Source organism: Serratia sp. YWN4, from assembly GCF_055790845.1.
Map to the genome: position 1 here is coordinate 5,048,348 of NZ_CM147696.1, position 21,523 is coordinate 5,069,870.

The 21,523-nt window shown below is 44.2% G+C and carries 18 protein-coding genes and 1 pseudogene; 1 reads left to right on the forward strand and 18 read right to left on the reverse strand.

What is annotated here, in order from left to right:
- Nucleotides 1-3: 3 nt before the first annotated feature.
- Nucleotides 4-261: a PAAR domain-containing protein gene (locus ACX9GT_RS23255; protein WP_473188920.1), complete on the reverse strand. Its 258-nt coding sequence runs from the start codon at nucleotides 259-261 to the stop codon at nucleotides 4-6.
- Nucleotides 262-384: 123 nt separating this feature from the next.
- Here ACX9GT_RS23255 and ACX9GT_RS23260 point away from each other — a divergent pair.
- Nucleotides 385-1,226, forward strand: a protein-coding gene (locus tag ACX9GT_RS23260; RefSeq protein WP_473188083.1) for an IS5 family transposase whose coding sequence is annotated in 2 segments (ribosomal slippage) — nucleotides 385-727 and nucleotides 727-1,226 — 843 coding nt in all. Because the reading frame shifts where the segments join, the coding sequence is not laid out codon by codon here.
- A 558-nt stretch (nucleotides 1,227-1,784) separates the two neighbouring features.
- On the opposite strand, the gene ACX9GT_RS23265 is transcribed toward ACX9GT_RS23260, so the two are convergent.
- The 17 genes and pseudogenes from ACX9GT_RS23265 to ACX9GT_RS23345 all read right to left on the reverse strand — a co-directional run bounded on the left by ACX9GT_RS23265 (nucleotide 1,785) and on the right by ACX9GT_RS23345 (nucleotide 21,523).
- The gene (locus ACX9GT_RS23265) at nucleotides 1,785-2,516 is read right to left on the reverse strand and encodes a hypothetical protein (RefSeq protein ID WP_473188921.1); all 732 of its coding nucleotides are present in this window, start codon (nucleotides 2,514-2,516) and stop codon (nucleotides 1,785-1,787) included.
- Nucleotides 2,517-2,724: 208 nt separating this feature from the next.
- Complete coding sequence (locus tag ACX9GT_RS23270; protein WP_473188922.1) at nucleotides 2,725-3,390, reverse strand: hypothetical protein; 666 nt, start codon at nucleotides 3,388-3,390, stop codon at nucleotides 2,725-2,727.
- A pseudogene (locus tag ACX9GT_RS23275) lies at nucleotides 3,390-5,664 on the reverse strand (M23 family metallopeptidase). Before ACX9GT_RS23275 ends, ACX9GT_RS23270 begins: the two are co-directional and overlap by 1 nt.
- Before the next feature lie 180 nt (nucleotides 5,665-5,844).
- Nucleotides 5,845-7,887, reverse strand: a complete 2,043-nt coding sequence (locus ACX9GT_RS23280) for a DUF1176 domain-containing protein (protein WP_473188923.1) — start codon at nucleotides 7,885-7,887, stop codon at nucleotides 5,845-5,847.
- Between the two features lie 31 nt (nucleotides 7,888-7,918).
- On the reverse strand, nucleotides 7,919-8,431 hold the full coding sequence (locus ACX9GT_RS23285) for a hypothetical protein (protein WP_473188924.1): 513 nt from the start codon (nucleotides 8,429-8,431) through the stop codon (nucleotides 7,919-7,921).
- Nucleotides 8,432-8,519: 88 nt separating this feature from the next.
- Nucleotides 8,520-9,011, reverse strand: coding sequence for a hypothetical protein (locus ACX9GT_RS23290; protein ID WP_473188925.1), 492 nt, complete (start codon nucleotides 9,009-9,011; stop codon nucleotides 8,520-8,522).
- Nucleotides 9,012-9,127: 116 nt separating this feature from the next.
- The gene (locus ACX9GT_RS23295) at nucleotides 9,128-9,919 is read right to left on the reverse strand and encodes a hypothetical protein (protein ID WP_473188926.1); all 792 of its coding nucleotides are present in this window, start codon (nucleotides 9,917-9,919) and stop codon (nucleotides 9,128-9,130) included.
- Nucleotides 9,916-12,198 carry a M23 family metallopeptidase gene (locus ACX9GT_RS23300; protein WP_473188927.1) on the reverse strand — a complete coding sequence of 761 codons (2,283 nt, stop codon included), beginning with the start codon at nucleotides 12,196-12,198 and terminating at the stop codon, nucleotides 9,916-9,918. The genes ACX9GT_RS23295 and ACX9GT_RS23300 overlap by 4 nt, the downstream gene beginning before the upstream one ends.
- Nucleotides 12,199-12,214: 16 nt before the next feature.
- Nucleotides 12,215-14,575, reverse strand: a complete 2,361-nt coding sequence (locus ACX9GT_RS23305) for a type VI secretion system Vgr family protein (protein WP_473188928.1) — start codon at nucleotides 14,573-14,575, stop codon at nucleotides 12,215-12,217.
- Nucleotides 14,576-14,728: 153 nt separating this feature from the next.
- On the reverse strand, nucleotides 14,729-15,226 hold the full coding sequence (locus tag ACX9GT_RS23310; RefSeq protein ID WP_473188929.1) for a hypothetical protein: 498 nt from the start codon (nucleotides 15,224-15,226) through the stop codon (nucleotides 14,729-14,731).
- A gap of 152 nt (nucleotides 15,227-15,378) precedes the next feature.
- A complete protein-coding gene (locus tag ACX9GT_RS23315) occupies nucleotides 15,379-15,930 on the reverse strand; it encodes a hypothetical protein (protein WP_473188930.1) in 552 nt (183 codons plus the stop codon).
- A 109-nt stretch (nucleotides 15,931-16,039) separates the two neighbouring features.
- Nucleotides 16,040-16,585, reverse strand: a complete 546-nt coding sequence (locus ACX9GT_RS23320; protein ID WP_473188931.1) for a hypothetical protein — start codon at nucleotides 16,583-16,585, stop codon at nucleotides 16,040-16,042.
- Between the two features lie 94 nt (nucleotides 16,586-16,679).
- The gene (locus ACX9GT_RS23325) at nucleotides 16,680-17,063 is read right to left on the reverse strand and encodes a hypothetical protein (protein WP_473188932.1); all 384 of its coding nucleotides are present in this window, start codon (nucleotides 17,061-17,063) and stop codon (nucleotides 16,680-16,682) included.
- Between the two features lie 61 nt (nucleotides 17,064-17,124).
- Entirely contained in the window at nucleotides 17,125-17,331 is a 207-nt protein-coding gene (locus ACX9GT_RS23330; protein ID WP_473188933.1) for a hypothetical protein, read from the reverse strand.
- Nucleotides 17,332-17,542: 211 nt separating this feature from the next.
- Complete coding sequence (locus ACX9GT_RS23335) at nucleotides 17,543-18,118, reverse strand: hypothetical protein (RefSeq protein ID WP_473188934.1); 576 nt, start codon at nucleotides 18,116-18,118, stop codon at nucleotides 17,543-17,545.
- Entirely contained in the window at nucleotides 18,108-18,992 is an 885-nt protein-coding gene (locus ACX9GT_RS23340; RefSeq protein WP_473188935.1) for a glycine zipper family protein, read from the reverse strand. Before ACX9GT_RS23340 ends, ACX9GT_RS23335 begins: the two co-directional genes overlap by 11 nt.
- Complete coding sequence (locus tag ACX9GT_RS23345) at nucleotides 18,992-21,523, reverse strand: type VI secretion system Vgr family protein (protein WP_473188936.1); 2,532 nt, start codon at nucleotides 21,521-21,523, stop codon at nucleotides 18,992-18,994. Before ACX9GT_RS23345 ends, ACX9GT_RS23340 begins: the two co-directional genes overlap by 1 nt.

The window sequence follows — 21,523 nt, forward strand, 5'->3', positions numbered from 1 at the left end:
TGATTAACTCGCTGTGGCCTGGGTCAGGGAAGAGATCAACGTACATCCGCAGGCACAGCGATGGCCATGAAAGGCCACCGGGATCCCGTTATCGCAGAACGTGGCATGCCCCTCGCTGATCACGGTCTTCCCGTGAGCGGGGCACGAGACCGGATCCCCCAGACGGGCAACGCCGATGCCGCCGAACGTCATGGTGGACGATCCCGCTTTGACGGCACCGCCGTGGGTGGTTTTATCACCGATACGAATAATTCCTTTCATCGTCTTACTTCCCTATCACGTTGAGAATTAACATGAAAAATAGCCCTGTCAGATACTATCCTAGGCTGTGTCCCTCAATTAAAAATGGTATACTGATCACCTAATTTTCAAACAGTTATCGCTATGGCTCGCTACGATCTTCCTGATGCTGCATGGGCACTCATCCTGCCATTATTACCTCCAGAACGCTCTCAGCGCCCTGGGCATCCCTATAGTGAACACCGTAAAGTCATCAATGGCATGTTTTGGGTGCTGTGCTCTGGGGCTCCCTGGCGTGATTTACCCGAACGCTATGGGTCATGGAAAACCGTCTACAACCGTTTCAACCGGTGGGCAAAAAAAGGCATCATTAACTCTATATTCAATAAGTTACTGTCCATTCTTGATGAGCATAAGCTGCTCGACTGGTCGGCTATCTCTCTGGATGGTAGCAATATTCGTGCAATGCGTTGTGCTGCCGGTGCCCAAAAAAACATCCCGATATCGCCAGTGATCATGGCCTGGGTCGCTCACGAGGCGGTTATGGCACCAAAATCCATCTGGCAACAGACGGAAACGGGCTCCCTTTAAATATCGTGCTGAGTGCGGGTCAAGCTCATGAAAGTCAGTTTGCGCTACGGTTATTAGATGGCATCGGCGTTCTAAGAAAAAATGGTTTTATGAAGCGTCGAGGCAAGGCCGTTCTCGCTGATAAAGCCTATTCAAACAAGGCATTACGTAGTGACTTAAAGCGGAGTGGTATCAAGGTCGTTATTCCGCATAAGTCGAATGAGAAGGCCAGTACAGATGGACGAACCCGATTTGATAAAGAGATTTATCGTAGGCGCAATGTTGTAGAAAGAAGCTTTGGTTTGCTGAAAGAAAACCGCCGCATAGCGACACGTTATGAAAAGACGGCGAGGAACTACCTGTCGATGGTTCAACTGGGCTGTATTCGGCTGTTTTTACGACGAATATGTAATTGAGGGACACAGCCTAGCTTTGGTTAACTTTATCTATATTTACTTTTGAATCAGAAGGCTGTCAGTGACTCTCGATGGAGATTTAGTTGCAAAGACAGCTTTATCTTCCAAATGAAACTATTTTGCATGGATGGCATAATCGGTGCTACCGATAAAAGCAAAAAATTAACTACTCTTGGCATGTGATAGTGGGTATAAATTAAGGGTATCGATTAAATGACCAACTCTCATCCTTTTTAGACTTTTCAAAAAGTGCCTCATTATCCAAGTCAATATTTTGATATCCACTATCAATCCCACCTGTATTAACATCAATCAAATAGCCACTACCCAGTTCACACTGCAACCATTAATGGTTAAAGGCATACCATACTGAGTCAGTGTATTATTTCCTTGGATCATCAGAGCTCTTTTACTTTTGACACAAAAAGTTTCCGCATTAGCATTTTCATTAAAAAACACAAAATGTTAAAGTAATTGCCACCTTGACACAAGGATAAAACCTAACCATGCAGATTATTCATGTGATAAGTTAAAAAAGTAGGGTTATTGAGGCTTTTCTTAAAACCCTTTATTTAACTCAGCAGGAACTAGATACCTCTTTTCTTTAGATGAATAATTTATACGATACTTTTTATTGATTTTTTTCTCACCTTTCCATCCAACGGAAGTTATCGTTAACGGATAGTAGTCTACATATTTATTACTATTGTCCACTCTTGTTATTTTGTTCTCAACCATTACGGAGTCAGCACGCGTGGTAGGATTATTGGGATCTACAAACTCTGTATTATCCAAAAATGATTTCCACTCAATTATTCGTCTTAATTTGTTGCCAGAAATAATAGAAAGGTTACTGTAACTCTGCGAATACTCCTCATTCGGATTCCTTTCATCGCTGGATAAATGAATTGCTCTTTTACCATTCCCGATATCAATCAACTCCGAGAAATCAGCCTCAACATTCTGTTCCGCCACGATTAAAATATACTCTTTCCCTGTATTTTCAACTATATAAATATCTGTAGGGGCTGGTCTATTTTCAGTTTCTGCCTGCCACATATTTGGGCACATAACAATAATAAACTGCTGGCGCTTTGAGTTAAAAAGCTCATTATGACACAGTGTATAATTTATAACATCACCATTACTTTTTTTCCTGTCCCACGGATACTCTGTCATATCGCTTTTTTGATAAAAATGACTAATCATAGAGTCAATTGATGAGTATGACTCCTGAGCATTTGCGAAGAAAGTAATTAAAAGAAGTATCAAACTGAAAAATTTAATCATGCAAGAGAACCATTTAATATCTGACTGTAAAAACAACATTTATAGACATATAATTTAAAAAGACCAGATTATATTCTTTATCACTTTCTCTTGCATTGATTGACAATTTTACTGGCCAACCAACACACGAACACGAGTAATAAAATGAACCCTTTCATTCGTTGGGATATTCTGCTGGCCGATAGTTTTTTTCGAGTAACAGACATCTTTATTCTTTTACTGCAATCTCCATGCTTTCCAGCGATTTTAGTAGGTAAGGAGTGAAATCCACCTCTTTACCATCAATATTTCTGATTAGACTACCATCGCCACACAAAGCAGAACCATCATGAATCATGCAGAATCTAAACTTCCCTTTTATATTAACATCATCAAATCTTGACTTATCATACTCGCTTACATTTTCATTAATTACAAAGAAACCCTTTGAGTTATTTGATACTACATTATAAAGCTTTAATGGTTTATAGTTGGCAAATTTTCTTTTATCAGTAACACCTTTGCTTTTCACTATTTCCCACAACCCTTCACTTTTGTTAAAAGCAACCTTTTCAGGAAGAACCCCTGTATCATACCCTTCATCATAAACATTATTGTCAAACAAGCAAAACCACTCACTAACAGGAATGCTTACTGGTTCATCCCCTTTATAACCTGGGAGATTTACCTTGCCTGGGTTAACAAAATAATAATCATTAAACTTTACATTATTGCATTGATCAGTTTCTTGCCTGTAAAAAAAAGGCGAATTCTCTCCAATAATTTTCACTGTAAATTTGGATGCATCAAATGTAGATGGTAATACTACTTCAGGAGTGATAGTAGCATTGACTGAAAAAGCGGATATAATCAAAGAAAAAAAGATCATTCTCATTAACTTCTCCTTAACTGATTGGACTCCGGTTTTTCGGAGGTAAAATGGTTATCCGCATCCGGGAATTTCATCTCGGTCAATATCGCAATAGCGTTACCATAGGCACAACAACGGGCATCAAATCCATTCAAACCACTATAGTCTTCCCTATCGACTCGACTAGGTAGATTAACCGTAGCACTCGCTTGCCAGAAGGCTGGGCTTCGGTAATAAATATTATTCCCACGATCTGTTGCAATAACCTGTCGCTCCAGAACGTGATTTTTATCCGCATATTTTGCCATTCCAGATTGACACCAATAAAACCCGGCACTGTCAGCGGGCTCAAACACACCAGATTGCAATTCATCACGCCAACCAATGACTTCTGCAGTTAAATCGCGGTGATTTACATCGTATAATGTTGTATCATCTCGTCTAAGCGCTTCATTTCCCGCTGCTAAGCGATTATAAGCAGCAACAAGTGCATTGCGTACAATTTGTGAATACTGACGCCCACGGAAAGTAAAATAGGAGAAATAGTTTATCGGGTTGGTCAATTGTAAAAAACCACGCCCATACCAAGGATAATACCAGATATTATAATATTCCAATTGTCTGGTTCGTTCATTTCTTCGTTGATATACATAGCCCTCCTCTGTTTTCCCCATCCACTGAGTTTCCTGAAGTGCATTCCCTAAAAAACACGCCATTCGCAGCGGCGTATTAATACAATACTTCCGCATAGTAATATTCAGTTGTGGATAGTGACGAGAAAAAACGGAATTAGCACTTTCGTTAATTCTCACATCCTCCCAAAGAATACTTCCATTGTGCTTTCTCATGGCATAATTAGGGATAGTCTGTTTAAATTCAGCCTTGCTCAACCATAAGCATTTCCTGAAATGTGCGATAAACTCTCGTGGCTCAAAATGCCAGACTCGCCCGGCAGGTAAACCCAGCCCCTCGGTGTCAAAGCATAGTGCCTTGATATGCGCTATCATTTCCGCTTCATTAACCTGCTCGGCGGTCATCTTGAAATAGGCATCAGCGAGGAGTGCAGGCACCCCTTCTGACCTTGTACACAAGATATCATAGGATTTTTGGAGGGCAGAGCTACTCATTGGTTTTAACCAGTAATAACGTGCTTCTGCCGTCGCGACGTTCCATTCCAAGGGGAAATGGCAAATCGTCCGGCTCAATTCATTATCCGTCCGGCACAGAATACTCAGGGAATTACATTGGCTGTTGTTATCAACATCATCGTCAACCACGCGCCACCCCATCCAATGAGGAAAATCACCATCACTGAATTTGGTGATCTTACTATCGGCCAGATTGACAACACCTCTCCCACCCGGATAGTTTACCGTGCGCCATAAAGGCGCGTTAGCGGGTACCAGAGTTTCATGTTCGGTATTAATCACCCGCCCAAAACGCAGTAATGCGTAACCGGCTCCAGGGCTTTGTGGATACAATATTTTGGCCTGTGCGTAAATGTTGTACTCATACTCTTCATAATCCACATCAACTAGTACCTCCCCCCACTTCCGTATAGCCGCTTTTCGGTGCCTTCGCTTTCTGACGCGTGGCCATTCTGCAACTGCCTTTCTCAAAATGCATGGTGACGTACAAGGGTTCAGTGCTTGTATAAATCTCTCTTTCACTCGGCGTTACCCCGTTATTCGCTGGTCTCGTCGGGTAAAACTTGGTATCGGCTGGCAGGTAAAAATGCATATCGCCATAGACAATATCGGTACGGCCATTCTTGCTTATATCCAGTTCTGCCGTTTCACGCCCTACCAGTTTTTCCCGATTGGCATCGTCACAAAATATCTGAAAGTGAATGCCGTTTTTGCCATCAATCTGTCCTACCTGGCCAAGAGGGTCTTTGCGATAAACCTTGGCACCCTGTTTCACCTCACTTTTGATGCTACCCATATGCATATACAATGAATAATATTGGACTTTACCCCGTTCACCACTACCGATTTCGGTTTCGTGCTTTATCAATACATAGCCAAAGTCGGTACCTCCGTTGTAATTCAGGGGCGGTATATCCCGTTTTTTCTGGTCTGGTTGGCGCAGGGAAATGACCGTGCCGTCCGCAATCGCGCGGATATATTCCACATTGCTGCCGATATCGCTGTGCATCAGGTGAACACCTCCGTGCCAGGCCTGATGGGCGTTAATCGGAAAATCGCGCTGGGGATCGATCGGGATCATTCGTTCAACCCAGTCAGCATCGCTTTCACCGCTGTTCTGGTTACGTAATCTCGGAGGACTGATAATCATTGTTCTACACCTTAATCAAGAGAATGGCGAACGCGCTAAATTACTTTCATCGCCTTACTTCCCTATCACGTTGAGGATTAACATGAAAAAACAGCACTTACTGATACTATCTTATTTTTTCAGATCACGTTAGTTATCAAAGAGTAATGTTAACGTTCGCGGCTGCCCCACAGTATCAAATTAGGGTACCCCGTTATCACCTTCACGTTCTTTATAGCCACTAGTCACCGACGTCACCTTCCTTAACCCAGTAACTGTATAGCCGCCGATAGACTCTTCATCCTTTTCTGGGGACAAAAGAATAATCTCCCCATAAACACCATGATTGTAATGTCCAAAATTGCTGGCAACAGTTCCTATATAACAGTGACCATCGAGCCAGACGGGAATTTTCGCAACAAATTCATAAGAATAATGAAGATAATAACCCATGCTATAGCGTTTGGCCTCTTCAGGCGATGTTCCTGGTGGGACTGGACAGATGGGGGGATTAATCTGCCCCATGGGTTGCTCTTTAAACAAGTTTCTTTGCATTTTTTCAAGCGATTTCAACAGATCCTTTCGGTCTTTATTACTCAGCGCAGGTGTGAGCGGCTGCCCTTCTTCCTGAGAGCCAATTGAATCTAATTGATAATGGTAGCGAAGGGTAACCACAGCCGTTTTGTCAGCGTTGTTAAACGGGCGTATCAGATAAAGATTATCTTCACCGAACATGCCGTTAAACCAAAGTGCGTAGACCTGACCGTTGATTTCAATCCACTGACTCCACTGATTGGCACCACGTCCATTTTCTGAAAATAGCTCTCCTGATAGACTGGATTCATTGTCATCAAGATCGTTATTGGTGGAGTAAAACTCGGTATCACCGCGTTTGAGAACACCTGTAAAACTGAATAAGCCGGTCCCCCCCACATAGGCGTCAACAATTAAATCACGTTTACCGTCATTATCGAGATCAACCAGCTGAAAGTTTACCGTGCCAGTTTCCGTATAAGTGGAAATATTTGAGTGCAAAAACGCCTGCCACTCGTCGTCTGTCATATCGGCAGAGGGTTTGGTTGCTGGTAACTGAGCGTTTTCCTCATCCGAAATCTCAAAACTCGCCATTGGCTTTTTTAACGGGAACTGTTCAGTAATCTTGCCTAAAGCCGGTAGTTCTGGGTTTGCCATTTTCTCTTTCATAACGGCGTTATAAAATTTTTTCAGCGCGGCGTTGTCACGCTCGACTTCTTCTTGAGTGCGGACCTTGCTGACAAAAGTTGGGAGGTGCCAAACTCCACCGATGGACAGGCCAGACCCAAGCCCAACGGTATCATAGTATTGGTCACTCAGAACAAAGTGCCTGCCATCCCAGACCCAGGTTTGTATCGGCCCACTGAACTCCCAGAGCTTACCTTCCTTATACTCTCCAACATCACGGGTGATAAACTGTGGGCGTGATTTGAAATCATTATCAATCAACCACATTGCGAAACGGGAGACGTCAAAGCACTCTGTTCTTATTAATGAATAGTTTTTATCTACCGGGATGATGTCGTAAACCCTTTCATACCCCTCATCAAGCTCCCCACAGTACATTTCTGGTGTTGGTTGTATCCAACGCCCTATTTTTTGTAATTGCGCTGGAGATAATGGATTAATTTCTGGAGAGGCAATAACTGGCCGGGTAATGATTACAGGTTTTGGAATGGAGGGTAAAACATGATCATTGTTATTCTTTCCAGGGTGCAGCAATGCGCTGAGTGTTCCGATACGTTTTTGAAACTCATCCATTTTCAAAAAAACGGCATCCGAACCTGCCGTTGAGAGCTCTACGCGTTCTTCATTGGCTAAGAATTCAATTTTATCACTCTGACGCAATGCAGTAATGATAGACTTTCTCTGCTCATAATTGAGTAAAAAATACCCTCCTGGCTTTTCCTTTAATATCCCTTCCGACTTGTCATTAATAAATAATTTCACGTTTTTTCTAGGAGGGTCTCCCACAGCTTGCTGATTAAAAGCAACTTCTACTTCCACATTGTCATTGGATCCCGCATGACGCGTCAGTAAAACACTGACCTTTTCTTCATTTCCTTCACCATAACCCGCTGCCCGACAGGTACCCGTATTGTCGCAGGCTACTTCCCAGTCTTTATGACTAAAGAAAAAACCTTTTAATGGTGCGGCATATGACGATCCTGTGGCGAGTAATCCCAGAGCAAAGAGTACAAAAACACGCATATAGAAGCCTTTTCATTAAAAACACACAAAATTATTCAGGAAATTTATTATACTTCCAACTTTTTGGCTTTTGACAGTTTTCTGAAATGCTAGCTAATTTCTCTAGTGTATTATTATCAAATCCCTCTTCACGCCCAGACTTGATGTTTACAATATATCCAAAACCTGTTTCAAGTAATACTCTGGAATTATCAGACAAAAATACAGCACCAAAGATCCCATGGCTCATTAGACCTTTTTTTATTGTTTTCTTATCTTTCAGATCAAATATAACATAACCATTATCAGCAGGACTCTGATCATTGAATTTTAATGGATACCCCCACAGCACCATTTTTTCTCCAGAACAATTGACTTCATAACCATTGATTGACACATTGAATTTATAAATACCTTCTGTCTTATTTTCTTTTATCTTTAACTTATTTAATTCTAAAATAGAAATATCCAGCTTGGGTTGATATGAATAACATGGGTTAATTATTGAGAAGATAAAAACCAAACCAGCTAATAACACTGTCATTTCCTTGACTACAACCTCCATTTTTATCCTTTTCATCTCCCCCCCAAGTCGCCACAATGGAATAGCACCTAACTTTCACGAGTATTATCACAATGCCAAAAGAATAATTTTAATCAATACTTTTCAATTTGAATGATGAATATATTTTCTTGTAAACATCAAATGCATGTGGATCACCTTTACCCATAAAAGCAAATCCTGATTTTTTTGGTAAAATAATTTCTGCTTGAAAACATTGATCCACATGATATCCTGCTTCATCTTTATATCTACATGCGACTATTGCACTCAAGCCAGTAAATTTTGAAATAATATTTACATCTGCTAAAACAGGAACACCTTCAGTCATAGCTTCCCATTTATCCTCTTCATTTTTGAAGAAGTAATAACTGTCTGTCCTTGATGTGTACTTACATACTGTAAAATCCCCTGCGCCATGCGTACTCGGATCATTAATATTCAAACAATTACTCTCTACCTTAGCCTTCCATTTCGTAGGAATACTTAATGTAGCACTTTTGAAAAGTACATCCTTATAGCTTTGACTTGCATAAGTGTAATCAATAAAAAAAACGGAAAGTAATACTAAAAAACACCTCATTTAATCACTCCCCTCCGCACACTTACCAACAATACTGTTAAGGTCAACAATTTTCCTCATATGAAAAGTTTGCATTAACTCCGCCTACACGAAAAATCAGCAAACGACATTAATATCTACTTCAACTCGCCTCCCAACTCTTTAAGGGTGGCTTTACCTTTAAATAAGTCATCGCATTTTTTATCCATTTCGTCTTGATTTACCAGTCGCCCGGAATCACTCATCACTGGTTTAAACGTAACTTTCTTTCTCTTATCAATATCCCATACACCAGGGAAGTCCTCCCCATAATCTGGCATATTAACTTTAAAGCATTGTCCATCCGTACCAACGGGTGCAACATATTTCCCATCAAGGGATATAACAGATTGCCCATGAAATGGAAGAGGAAAACCTCGTGCATCCAGGTTATCATCAAAACCTGCAAAACCAGGAGCCTTGATCAGATTCTTATCACTATCAAAGTGAGCAATAATAGCCTGATAAATATTAACATCACTATCTAAAAGTGATAGATAGAGTTTACGTTTGAAATTAATATCTACTAATGTGTATCTGTTTGGATCTGGACTTTTATATAACTCCACGCTCCCACCTTTACACTTTCTCAGTTCATCAAGCATCATATAACGTGATGATGAATAAAAAATAATAGCTTTCTTATCGCTCGTTAAAATTAACATTCCTACACCTTGCCTAGCATCATCTGGTATAAAGTTGGCTATTTTACAATTCGCAGCAGGTTCTTTTTTATTATTTTCTATTTTCACAACTGACAAGTCTGTTTGGTCAAGATAGATAGTTTCCCCATCAAGCGTTACTTTTTTATACTCACTCAGATCATCCGCATGAGCATAGCCAATAAAAAAACAAAACATAGACAGTAAAGAAATAATATTTTTAATCATAAAATAACCTTCTTAGCAAAAGCTGTACTTAATTTCCTTTTATCCAATCCAATATTCCCACCATTAATTTCCTTCGTAACTAGCCTCACCACTTCTGCTTCATCAACTCTATTCTGCGGTGTTGGAGAAATATACCCTCTATCTTTATCCATAGCTTTCACAGTCCCCGGTTTTATACTACGAATAAAATATCCTCCCGTATCAACACAATTATACTCATTTTCCGTTACTTTTTGTGGCTGCTCAATTACTGCTGGCCTTTTTCTCATTTGTGCGACACGCCTTTCTCTATACATACGATCATCCCACCAGTTCTGATCAAAACTACTTTTTGCCAACCAACCACGATAAACCCAATAAGGTGCATAGTTAGATCGCCCTGTTAACATTTTAAAACCACGGCCTCTAAATTTCTGTGCATCAATGTCGCCACAGTTACCAAGGATCCAACTATAAGAATGAGCTATAAATCCGCCTGCATTGGTGTATTTATCACCAGAAAAATAGTTATCCTGTTCTGCAGGTAACTCTCCATACCAATGTCCCAGGTCTGCCTCATTCATTTTTGATAGTGGTTGAGGACCATTCCCCCTCTGTCTACCATCCGGTAAAATTATCTGCCTTGTACTAGTTTCCTGCATTGTTCTTAAATAACCTGATTCAACCGCACCCTGCCCAAAAAAGTGGGCCTGTCGAACATACGTATTGATGATATATTTCAACATGACTTTGTTCAGTGCGGGTTGATATTTTGTTGCCAATCCCATCAGCTCTTGCGGAATATTCAGCGCATCCCCTTTAATCACTCGAGCTATCACTGCAGCATCCTGCCATAAACATTTCCTAAAGTGAGTAATAAACTGCCGAGGCTCAAAGTGCCATACGCGCCCGGAAGGCAGACCGAGTGCTGTAGTGTCAAAACATAGCGCCTTGATATGCGCCATCAACTCATCCCAATCTTTGTCTGCCAATGAGATCGTTTCACCGGCTAGTTCATAGGCTGATGGTGCTGGCTGATCAAACGTTTGCAATTCGGTTTGTGTGTATGAAGTTTCTTGTTTGTTACCTACACGGTCTTTCCCCAAAAGGTCCGTCTGATGGTTAGACAGTGAAATCGCCTCTGTCGGTGATTTTAACCAGCTATAACGATCCTCCGCCGTTGCTTCATCCCATTCCAGCGGAAAATTGCAAATCGTCCGACTTAAGTCTTGCCCATTGAGGGCAAAGAGTGTGGGTGAGTTCCACTGGCTGTTGTCATCCGCATCATCGTCAATCAGTATCCAACCGGTCCAGTGGGGAAAATCGCCGTCGCTGAATTTGGTGATCTTACTGTCGGCCAGATTGACGACACCTCTCCCACCTGGATAGTTTACCGTGCGCCACAGAGGGGCATTGGCAGGTACCAGAGTTTCATATTCGGTATTAATTACCCGCCCAAAACGCAACAGGTCGTAACCAGCACTGGGGCTATCCGGGTATAGTTTTTCTGCATGGCTACAAAGGTTATGTTCATACTCCTCCCCTTCCACATCGACTAATGCCTCACCCACTGTCACATAGGTGGCGTTCTGAGCCACTTTGCGCCGGGTAATCATGCTACAGCTGCCTCTCTCAAAGCGCATGGTGACATACAGCGGTTCGGTACTTTCTGTCGGCGTTACCCCGTCATTCGCCGGTATCGTCGGGTAAAACTTGGTGCCTGTGGGCAGATAAAAATGCATATCACCATAGACAATATCGGTGCGACCATCCTTGCCGGTATCCAGTTCTGTCGTTTTACGCCCTACTAGCTTCTCCAGATTGTCATCATCACAGAATATTTGGAAATGGATGCCGTTCTGACCATCAATATGCCCTACCTGGCCCAGAGGATCTTTACGAGCAACAGCGCTCCCCTGTTTCACCTCACTTTTGATGCTTCCCATGTGCATATACAGTGAATAATATTGGACTTTACCCCGCTCACCACTGCCAATTTCAGTTTCGTGTTTTAGCAACACGTAGCCACAATCGGTGCTCCCGTTGTAGTTCAGGGGCGCTATATCCCGTTTCTTTTGGTCGGGTTGACGCAGGGAAATGACCGTACCGTCCGCAATGGCGCGGATATACTCCACATTACTGCCAATATCGCTGTGCATCAGGTGAACACCACCATGCCAGGCTTGGCTGGCATTAATCGGAAAGTTACGCTGGACATCGATCGGGATCATCCGTTCAACCCAGTCAGCATCGCTTTCACCGCTGTTCTGATTACGTAATCTCGGGGGGCTGATAAGCATTGCTCTGTTCCTTATATCAAGAGAATGACGAACGTACTATCGGGTCCGCCGCCTTCATTGGCATTACCGGGGTTTCTCCGCTCTGCGTGGCCGGGCCGGTATAAGCAAAACTGGCACTTTTGGCCAGATAGTCACCGGCCGTTCCTGATTCAATTTTGTTCGCATCCAGCGTAATGTACGTACCGCCAGCGTTCAGCGTGATTTTCGTCTTCGCCGTGATGCGGATTTCATCTTCGGTACTGGTGATGTCGATCGCTTTACGCGCCAGTAACTCCATCCGGTCATTCTGCGCCTGCACCGAGATCGGCCCCTGGTTGGCAATCAGTTTCATCCCCAGCTTGCGCACAAACAGACTGAACGCCTGCCCAACCCCCACAAACAGGTTCTTTACCACCCCGATGTCTGCCTGGTTACCGGCGTTCACCATCAGGTTCTGTGCCGCCGCCAGTTGCAGGTGCTCCCCGCTGGTCACCGCAATCCCCTTCGGCGCACTCATCAGCAATACTGCCGATTTCAACTGATCGATGTCCTGCTTTAGCATCGCCAGTTGGGCGTTGACCTTCGCCGGGTCCGCATTCGCCGCCTGTGCATCCTCCGAGAGGCTCTGCATCTGGTCGCCCGCCTGCCTTAGCTGGCCAAGCGCAGCGCCCATCTCCAGCACTGCCCCTTGCGCTTTCGGCTGCGCATCTGCCGTAATAAAGATCCCTTTCGCCGCGCGTATCGCCCCGAACAGGTCCGTTCGGGCCTCAAAACCCGCCCCACGTTGTTCTCGGGCACTGTCGACCAGGTGACCGATGCTGAACTGGCTGGCGCCAAAGAGCGTACTTAGCTTGATATGCTCCTTTCCGCGTTCATCTTCGAGCCTTATCTTGTTAAGCCCGGCAGTACGTAGCACATTTCGCTTGTAGTTGGCGATCGTCACATGATCCGGATGTTTCGAGTCGTGCAGGGCGTGCGAGATGTACGGCCTATCTGGATTGCCCCCCTCAAAGGCAATTCCGACCTCTGATCCCGCTAATAAAGGGAGATGCAGGCCATAAAGTTCTCCTGCATACAGGCGCGCCAGGCGTACCCACATGCTCTCATACCCGGTTTGCCACTCGTCACGGTCTAGATTGAACGACACCCGGTAGCGTCCGTCCTTGTCGATATGGCTGTAGGTGTCATTCACCAACGTGCTGGTCACCCTGGCCGGGATTGTCCCGGCCATCACCGGTTTGGCACTCGGCTCCGGGCGATAGCACACCGTCTCTGAGTACGGGATAGCGGTAAACGCCACTTCATAGCTTTTATCCCGCGCCGCCTGGCTGCGTATCCCGGTGATCACCGCCCCTTTCTGGAACACCGCAGGGGCATCTGCCCCCACCACCTTCAGCTCTTGCCCCGGCGTCAGGCTGGCCGAGGTGGTCATGCCGTTCAGTTGTGTCTGTCGGTTAAGATAACGTTCGTGGCGCAACCGGGCGTAGAATACGCCGCTTTCCGGCTCCGGCTCCTGCGCGTACTGGTCCCCGAGGGTCAGGTAATTGTCGGCATAGTGATAGGCTTCGCCGTAGGTGGTCTTGTCTCCCCGGCTGACATCCACCTCGCTGTCCATCCCGGCACCGGCGTCACGGTAGTTGTAGTCGCGGGTGCTGACACGTCCTTCCACCACATTGTGTGCCGTTTCCAGGGCCCAGACGCACTCCGCCCCCTGTGCATCCAGCCCTGATGGGCTGCGCAACGGCAGGGTAAGGCCAAACTGGTAGTGCCGCTGGTCGTCATAAAACTCCACCACGTCAATCTTGAGGCGGGGGTCGGCAGTAAAGCGAAACCAGATCCCCACTTCGGCCAACAAACGGCTGATGAATTTCAGGTCATCCTCGCCGTACTGCATGACCAACTCACGTTTCGGGTAAGTGTGGGCGAGAGTGAACAGGAAGTCCTGGCCTTTGAAGCCATGCCGGTCACGCAGCACCTTCTCCACAATCTCCGGCACCGACAGGTGCTGGTAAATACGGTTTTGATGGCTGTTGGCCAACAGCGCCAGACGGGGAACCAGCGTCACTTCATAGCGGCTTTCATCACGTGAAGTGGAGAGGCGCTTAAACCCACTGATCACCCCGTGCAGGGTGCGCAACGGCGTCGGCTCCGGTACGGCAAACCCCAACATCGGCAGTGTGACCGGCGGCGCGTTGAGCGTAAAACTCGCATCCTGCATCAGCATCTGCGCAGGCTGCAGGTCTTTCTCCGGGCTGGTAAACGCAATCTGGTAGGCAAAGGGCTGACTGAGGTGTTCTTCGCCGCTGAACGCCAACACGTCCAGCGGTGCGGTAATGTCCCACACGGTCAACTTGTGCTGACTGTGATCGAAAAAGATCGCGGGTATATTGCTGCTCATGGATGCATCTCCATTATGTCTGCATCAGTGAATTAAAAAACATAATGAATACGCCGGTAATGATTCATTATATTTTCTGTCCTTTTAATCAATACGTTGTTACAAATACGCTCTTTTCTCAGCAAAGCGCTGTGTAAATAGAGGATCAGATTATCAATAAGGATATGACCACATATACTGCCCCTTGAGGACATCCTCAACATGCTCTTGAGTGAACATAACGTCAGCATTCTTTTTAAAGCGCGCACGCCAATCTGGCAACCACCAATAATACAATGACGTTCCTTTGATATTCAGATCAGGGTTGATAGCCTGCATAGCCACGTCTTTATCCGTAATAACATGATTTTCTAGCGCCGTGTTCACGACATCCATGACACACAGATATTCTTTAATCGGTAGTTTCTGCATCATCATAACCGTGTACATTTTTTGACTTTGGTCATACGCTGGGTTGGCAATAACCTTCAGCGCATCACTTAAATACTTACTGGGCGCAGCATCGATTTTTTGCACCACACCATCGGAAAAAATATCATATCGATTTTGCATATCACGCCAGGAGGGTAAGGGTAATGCATTACCCTCACCATTATTTTCCAACAAGTTTTGCAGTAGGGTATAGAAATCAGCATTCCCTTTTGGCTTCATTAGAATCTCCTGACACAGGGTATTATCAGATCTCAGTTTGATAAAGTACCAAGGCAAAACAAGAATACATAATGATAGCAATAAGAAAATGATGGTTTTGAAACTATACTTTTTCATCCATATCATTTCATTGTACTTTTATATTGATGACATCATTTTAATGAAAATATTTTATATCCTTCTTTAGGTGGGAGTGTGTCAATATGATATGACCGCTCGCCACTTTTTCTCGCACTATCATAGATTGTGTATTTACCATCTAACGCACTAATTTCATTTTCATTTCTTATAACAATCAATGTATTTTTATCACCAAACCAGATTGATTCAGGAAGATCTTTTTCAGCAAAACAAAAACCTTCAGGATCATTTTTACCTTTAAAGCCATTTTCCCAACCAGTAACCAAGCAACCTTTTATATATGGAGAACCATACTCAAGTGAGAATACAAGAGAGTTATTTACACACTTAGATAACTTAATATCTCCGAAAAACTGGTGACTATTTTTTGAATCATCCAAAAAAGCACCAATTATAATATTTCTAAACCTTAAATATAATGTGTCGCCATCAATTGTTTTTAACGCAAGAAGATGAACCTTCTCCCTCTGTTTTAAATTACAGGTTTTAACATCTCTAATTGAATCAGCCAGACAAGAAAACGAAAAAAAACAGAGAGCGATAATATATAATCGTATATTCATTGGCTCATCCCATACCTTAATATCTTCATTTTTATTAGAGTTTTTATCAGTTTAATTGCAAAGCTTGTGACTATCTGTTAAAAAACAACAAAGTTAGTATTATGCACAATCACTGTTTTAACTTTAATACTTCCATATCATTAACATTCTTGGGAAACTGATCGATGTCTTTGATATCAGCATCTTTTTTATCGCCAATTATGTGACTATACATAACGTATTTCTGACTAAACTCACCATGACCATATGTAGGAAAAAAAAGCAAGACATCTTTTTTATTTATATACAGTCTGATAGGCCTGCTTTTCTCAGCAAAGTCCAGACGGTCTACCGTTCCCTTTTCCTGCACATAGGTTATAGCTAAGCCCTGTATGGCATTTGCAGTAAACTCGCCAGACAATATAAGTACTCGATTATTTTTTCCTGCACAAATTACTTTAACAGATGAACCACGAGAGTGTTCTTCATCATCAAAAATAGGAACAATGCTTCCCTTTACTTTCAGATAATATACATGTGTATCATAAACCTTGCCATCTCTAACAATCTCCACAAGCTGGTTATCTTTAGAACCGACCTTGCATGAAGTAACAACTTCTCTCGAAAACACCAGAGATGAGAAAAACAGCAAGAATAAAACGGCAATAATTTTCATACTCCAATAATATCTCTTTATATTAATATTGAATTTATAAATAATTTATCAGAGAAGTTTTATTTTTTGAAAAAAATATATTAATCAAATCCTATCATTTCACTTTGATTATATATTTCCTTTCAAAATCTATACCTGTGACGTTTGTGCCAAACGTCCCACCACCAATTCTCAACTTTATTTCACCAGAAACCTTGGGAGTCCCCTGAACCTTTACCCTGTTATAAGTAGTATAAACCTCACCATGCTTTCTTTCCTCATCCGGCACTACAGTTAACCCAGAATCTCGAGGTGTTACTTCAAACCAAAAAAGAGAATCCATTACCTTCCCTCCTTTAATGCTTATCAACTCATGGTAGGGTTTATTTTCATAGGCATCAGGTAAATAATTTCCAGCAGGTACATATCTGATAGTCGGGCTACAACCGAGTAAAAAAAACACAAAAAGCAAGCAGGGAAAAATAAAGTGTTTACGCATTTTAATTGATACTCTTTGCCTCTCTATAAATATATCCCATGGAAATTATAGTGGTTAAATATTACTCTATCACTCTAACCACATAGCCATTTCCGAAAAAGTCACCATGATGCATGGTGTCATATGTGCTGCCGCTAATATGCTCTTTAATATCACCGAGTATTACTGGAGTGCCATGTATTTTTATTTGATTATATGCATCAACATCAGTACCCTCTGGACCAAGATCAAACCCTGAGTTTGGCGGTGTAATCTTGTAGCGAAACACTTCGCTTCTTACCCTTCCCCCACCAATATTGATTGTCGCAAAGTAAGGTTCTTTGAATCTGGCATCGGGAAGGCATTTTTTTCAGGCGAAATACTAATCTGTTGACCACCACATCCTTGTAATACATACATGATGGATAAAAAACCAACCCATTTATATAAGTAATTTAATTTTATCATCTCACTACATCTCTCGATGTTTGCGCACAGGCCTATTGAGATAGGCTCTTATCATGAAATCTAATAAAATCAATCCATTCAACACTAACTGACGATTTAGATATATATATATCCTTCTCACTAGGGGACAGAGTATGCCAAAATGGTAGCCAATAATTACTCCACCAATACTCCAACTCGCCTTGTAAACTCCCCATGCCCTCAGGATCAATATCAGGAAAAACAATCCAAGGTGGTGACGGTGACAGGTCTAACGTCTGGAGATTCTGAATAAACTCTACCGAGTTTGTTACCAAATCCATTGAGTGACTTCTAAACTCTTCATCAATAGAGTATGTTATAGAGTGACCGCCATTTTTCACCTCCCCTTTATCCTCAACTTTATCAAGCTCAACAGCAAACACATGACCAATGATATTCTTAATATCCTTTACTCGTTCAAAGGAAAGCATAAATTTTGTATGGTATGCATAAACACCCTGTTTTTCGAGAGAATTGTATATTGGGTATTTTTTTTCAAAAAGAATATGTTGAAAGTTTTCGATACTATACAACTCACCTTTTTTATTAAGAAACGACCTCAATTTATTAAAAAATTTAATTTTCATCTATATGATCCGCAATCCAGTCAGCACCATAATAACCAGCAGTTCCGCCGATAATCCCACCAATCAAGCCGGTCACTATCATCCCTGGGCCTGTTTCGATACCAAGAGCTGCACCACCTGCTGAACCTAACTTCGCTCCAGCAACAAATCCTCCCCATCCTCCAACCTGCCTAATAACTTCAGCTTTAATAGGTTTAGCATTACCTAACTTTATCGATTTTTCTGTAGCTTGTTCCAAATCATATGCTGTTAAAACAATACCAATAACTTGTACAACTCTGGCAGTATTTTGAATACCTTTAGCAAATTTTAATGATTCAGGCGTAAAGATAGCTTTTGCTGGAACTTTCTCTCCATGAACCAATATTTCTTTATCAACTTCCCTCACATAGTCAGCTATTTTATCTACTCTTTTAGCCAAATGAGGGTTTTGCGATTTATACTCATTTAAAGATGCTATAATTTCTTCAGTTGTAACAAGTTTCGCACCTGACTTAACAGCTTCTCGAGTATCGATAAAAATAGACTTACCATCAAACCTTGGTGATCCTTCAGGAAATATTGAGCTTGTAGATATATATGATGATTTATTATTACCCATCACATGCTCAGCAATGCTCGTTGTTGAACCATAATCTTTTGGCATCATGCCATAGTATTCAGGCTTTGTTTCAGCCAATTGACTCAATGGTGAAAGATTCATTTTTTCCAGATAAGGGCTCTTAGGAGATGCATAAATTTTTCTTACTAAAAAACCATCTTTCCCAACTTCATCAACAACAATGAAAAAAAACGCTCGAGCAGGCATCAGTGGCCCTAAAATATCATGCTGAGAGTTTACTTTATCGTTAGTCAATACAGTATGCTCAGACATCACCACTTCTCCAAAGCGCGTACACCTAATAATACTTTTAGTTCTTGAGGATTATCTGTATAAACACGATCACAATAACCATCGCGATTGGTGATACCTTTATACACTCGCCCTTCATTATCAGTAATAAAATATGGGGTATTATTCATTGGAGCACCTTCATTGTTAATAATCCGAACTAGCTCATTGAAATCGGTTATTCTAGGAACAGTAAGAAGACTAGATAAATCTACTTTTTGGCTTGATTTTGCCTCATGACCTAAATACGCACTCTTCACCCGAAAATCCCCCGCCGTCCCCGACTCAATCTTGTTGGGATCCAGCGTGATATACGATCCTCCGGCGTTCAGCGTGATTTTTTTCTTCGCCGTGATAAGGATTTCATCTTCCGTGCTGGCCAGTACCAGGCCTTTACGCGCGAGCAGCTCTATCAGGTCATTCTGTGCCTGCATCGAGACCGGCCCCTGGTTGGCGATCAGCTTCATCCCCAGCTTGCGCACAAACAGGCTGAATGCCTGCCCCACTCCCACAAACAGGTTCTTCACCACCCCGATATCGGCCTGATTGCCGGCATTCATCATCAGGTTTTTGGCCGCCGCCAGTTGCAGGTGCTCCCCGCTGGTCATCGCAATCCCTTTCGGCGCACTCATCAGCAACACCGAAGCGGTCAGGTTTTTCACCCTTTGCCTGATCAGCGTGATTTGCGCGGCCATATCCGCACTGTCGGCATGGGCCGTAGCGGCATCGTCTGACAGCTGTTGTATCTGTCGACTCAAGCTCTCCAGTTCATTGAGCGCCGCCCCCATCTCCAGCACGTCACCCTGCGCTTTCGGTTGCGCATCGGCGGTGATAAAGACGCCCTTCTCTGCCCGTATCGCCCCAAACAAATCGGTGCGCGTTTCAAACCCCGCTCCCCGTTGTTCTCGAGCACTGTCGACCAGGTGACCGATGCTGAATTGGCTCGCGCCATGGACCGTACTGAGCTTGATATGCTCCTTATTGCGCTCATCGTCGAGTCTTATCTTGTTAAGACCTGCCGTACGCAGCACATTCCGTTTGTAGTTGGCGATCGTCACATGATCCGGGTGTTTCGAGTCGTGCAGGGCGTGCGCGATGTACGGTTTATCCGGATTGCCCCCCTCAAAGGCAATCCCGACCTCAACACCCGACAGTAACGGGAGATGCAGGCCATAAACATCCCCGGCATACGGGCGCGCCAGGCGTACCCACAGGCTCTCATATCCCGTTTGCCACTCGTCCCTGTCCAGATTGAACGACACCCGGTAGCGTCCGTCCTTGTCGATATGGCTGTAGGTGTCGTTCACCAACGTGCTGGTCACCCGGGCCGGGATCGTCCCGGCCATCACCGGTTTGGCGCTTGGCTCTGGGCGATAGCACACCGTTTCCGAGTACGGGATGGCGGTAAACGCCACTTCATAGCTTTTATCCCGCGCCGCCTGGCTGCGTATCCCGGTGATCACCGCCCCTTTCTGGAACACCGCAGGCGCATCTGCCCCCACCACCTTCAGCTCTTGCCCCGGCGTCAGGCTGGCCGAGGTGGTCATGCCGTTCAGTTGCGTCTGCCGGTTCAGATAACGTTCGTGGCGCAGCCGGGCGTAGAATACGCCGCTTTCCGGGTCAGGCTCCTGTGCATATTGATCCCCGAGGGCCAGATAATTGTCGGCATAGTGATAGGCTTCGCCGTAGGTGGTCTTGTCTCCCCGGCTGACATCCACCTCGCTGTCCATCCCGGCACCGGCGTCACGGTAGTTGTAGTCACGGGTACTGACACGTCCTTCCACCACATTGTGTGCCGTTTCCAGGGCCCAGACGCACTCCGCCCCCTGTGCATCCAGCCCTGACGGGCTGCGCAGCGGCAGGGTAAGGCCAAACTGGTAGTGCCGCTGGTCATCATAGAACTCCACCACGTCAATCTTGAGGCGGGGGTCAGCAGTAAAGCGGAACCAGATCCCCACTTCGGCCAGCAGACGGCTGATGAATTTCAGGTCATCCTCGCCGTACTGCATGACCAGCTCACGTTTCGGGTAAGTGTGGGCGAGGGTGAACAGGAAGTCCTGGCCTTTGAAGCCATGCCGGTCACGCAGCACCTTTTCCACAATCTCCGGCACCGACAGGTGCTGGTAAATACGGTTTTGATGGCTGTTGGCCAACAGCGCCAGACGGGGAACCAGCGTCACTTCATAACGGCTTTCGTCACGCGAGGTGGAGAGGCGTTTAAACCCACTGATCACCCCATGCAGGGTGCGCAACGGGGTCGGCTCCGGCACGGCAAACCCCAGCATCGGCAACGAGACCGGGGGCGCGTTGAGCGTAAAGCTCGCGTCCTGCATCAGCATCTGCGCGGGTTGCAGGTCTTTCTCCGGGCTGGTAAACGCAATCTGGTAGGTAAAGGGCTGACTGAGGTGTTCTTCGCCACTGAATGCCAGCACGTCCAGTGGCGCGGTAATACCCCACACGGTCAGTTTGTGCTGACTGTGGTCAAAAAACAGTGAACTGACGGTACTTAACAT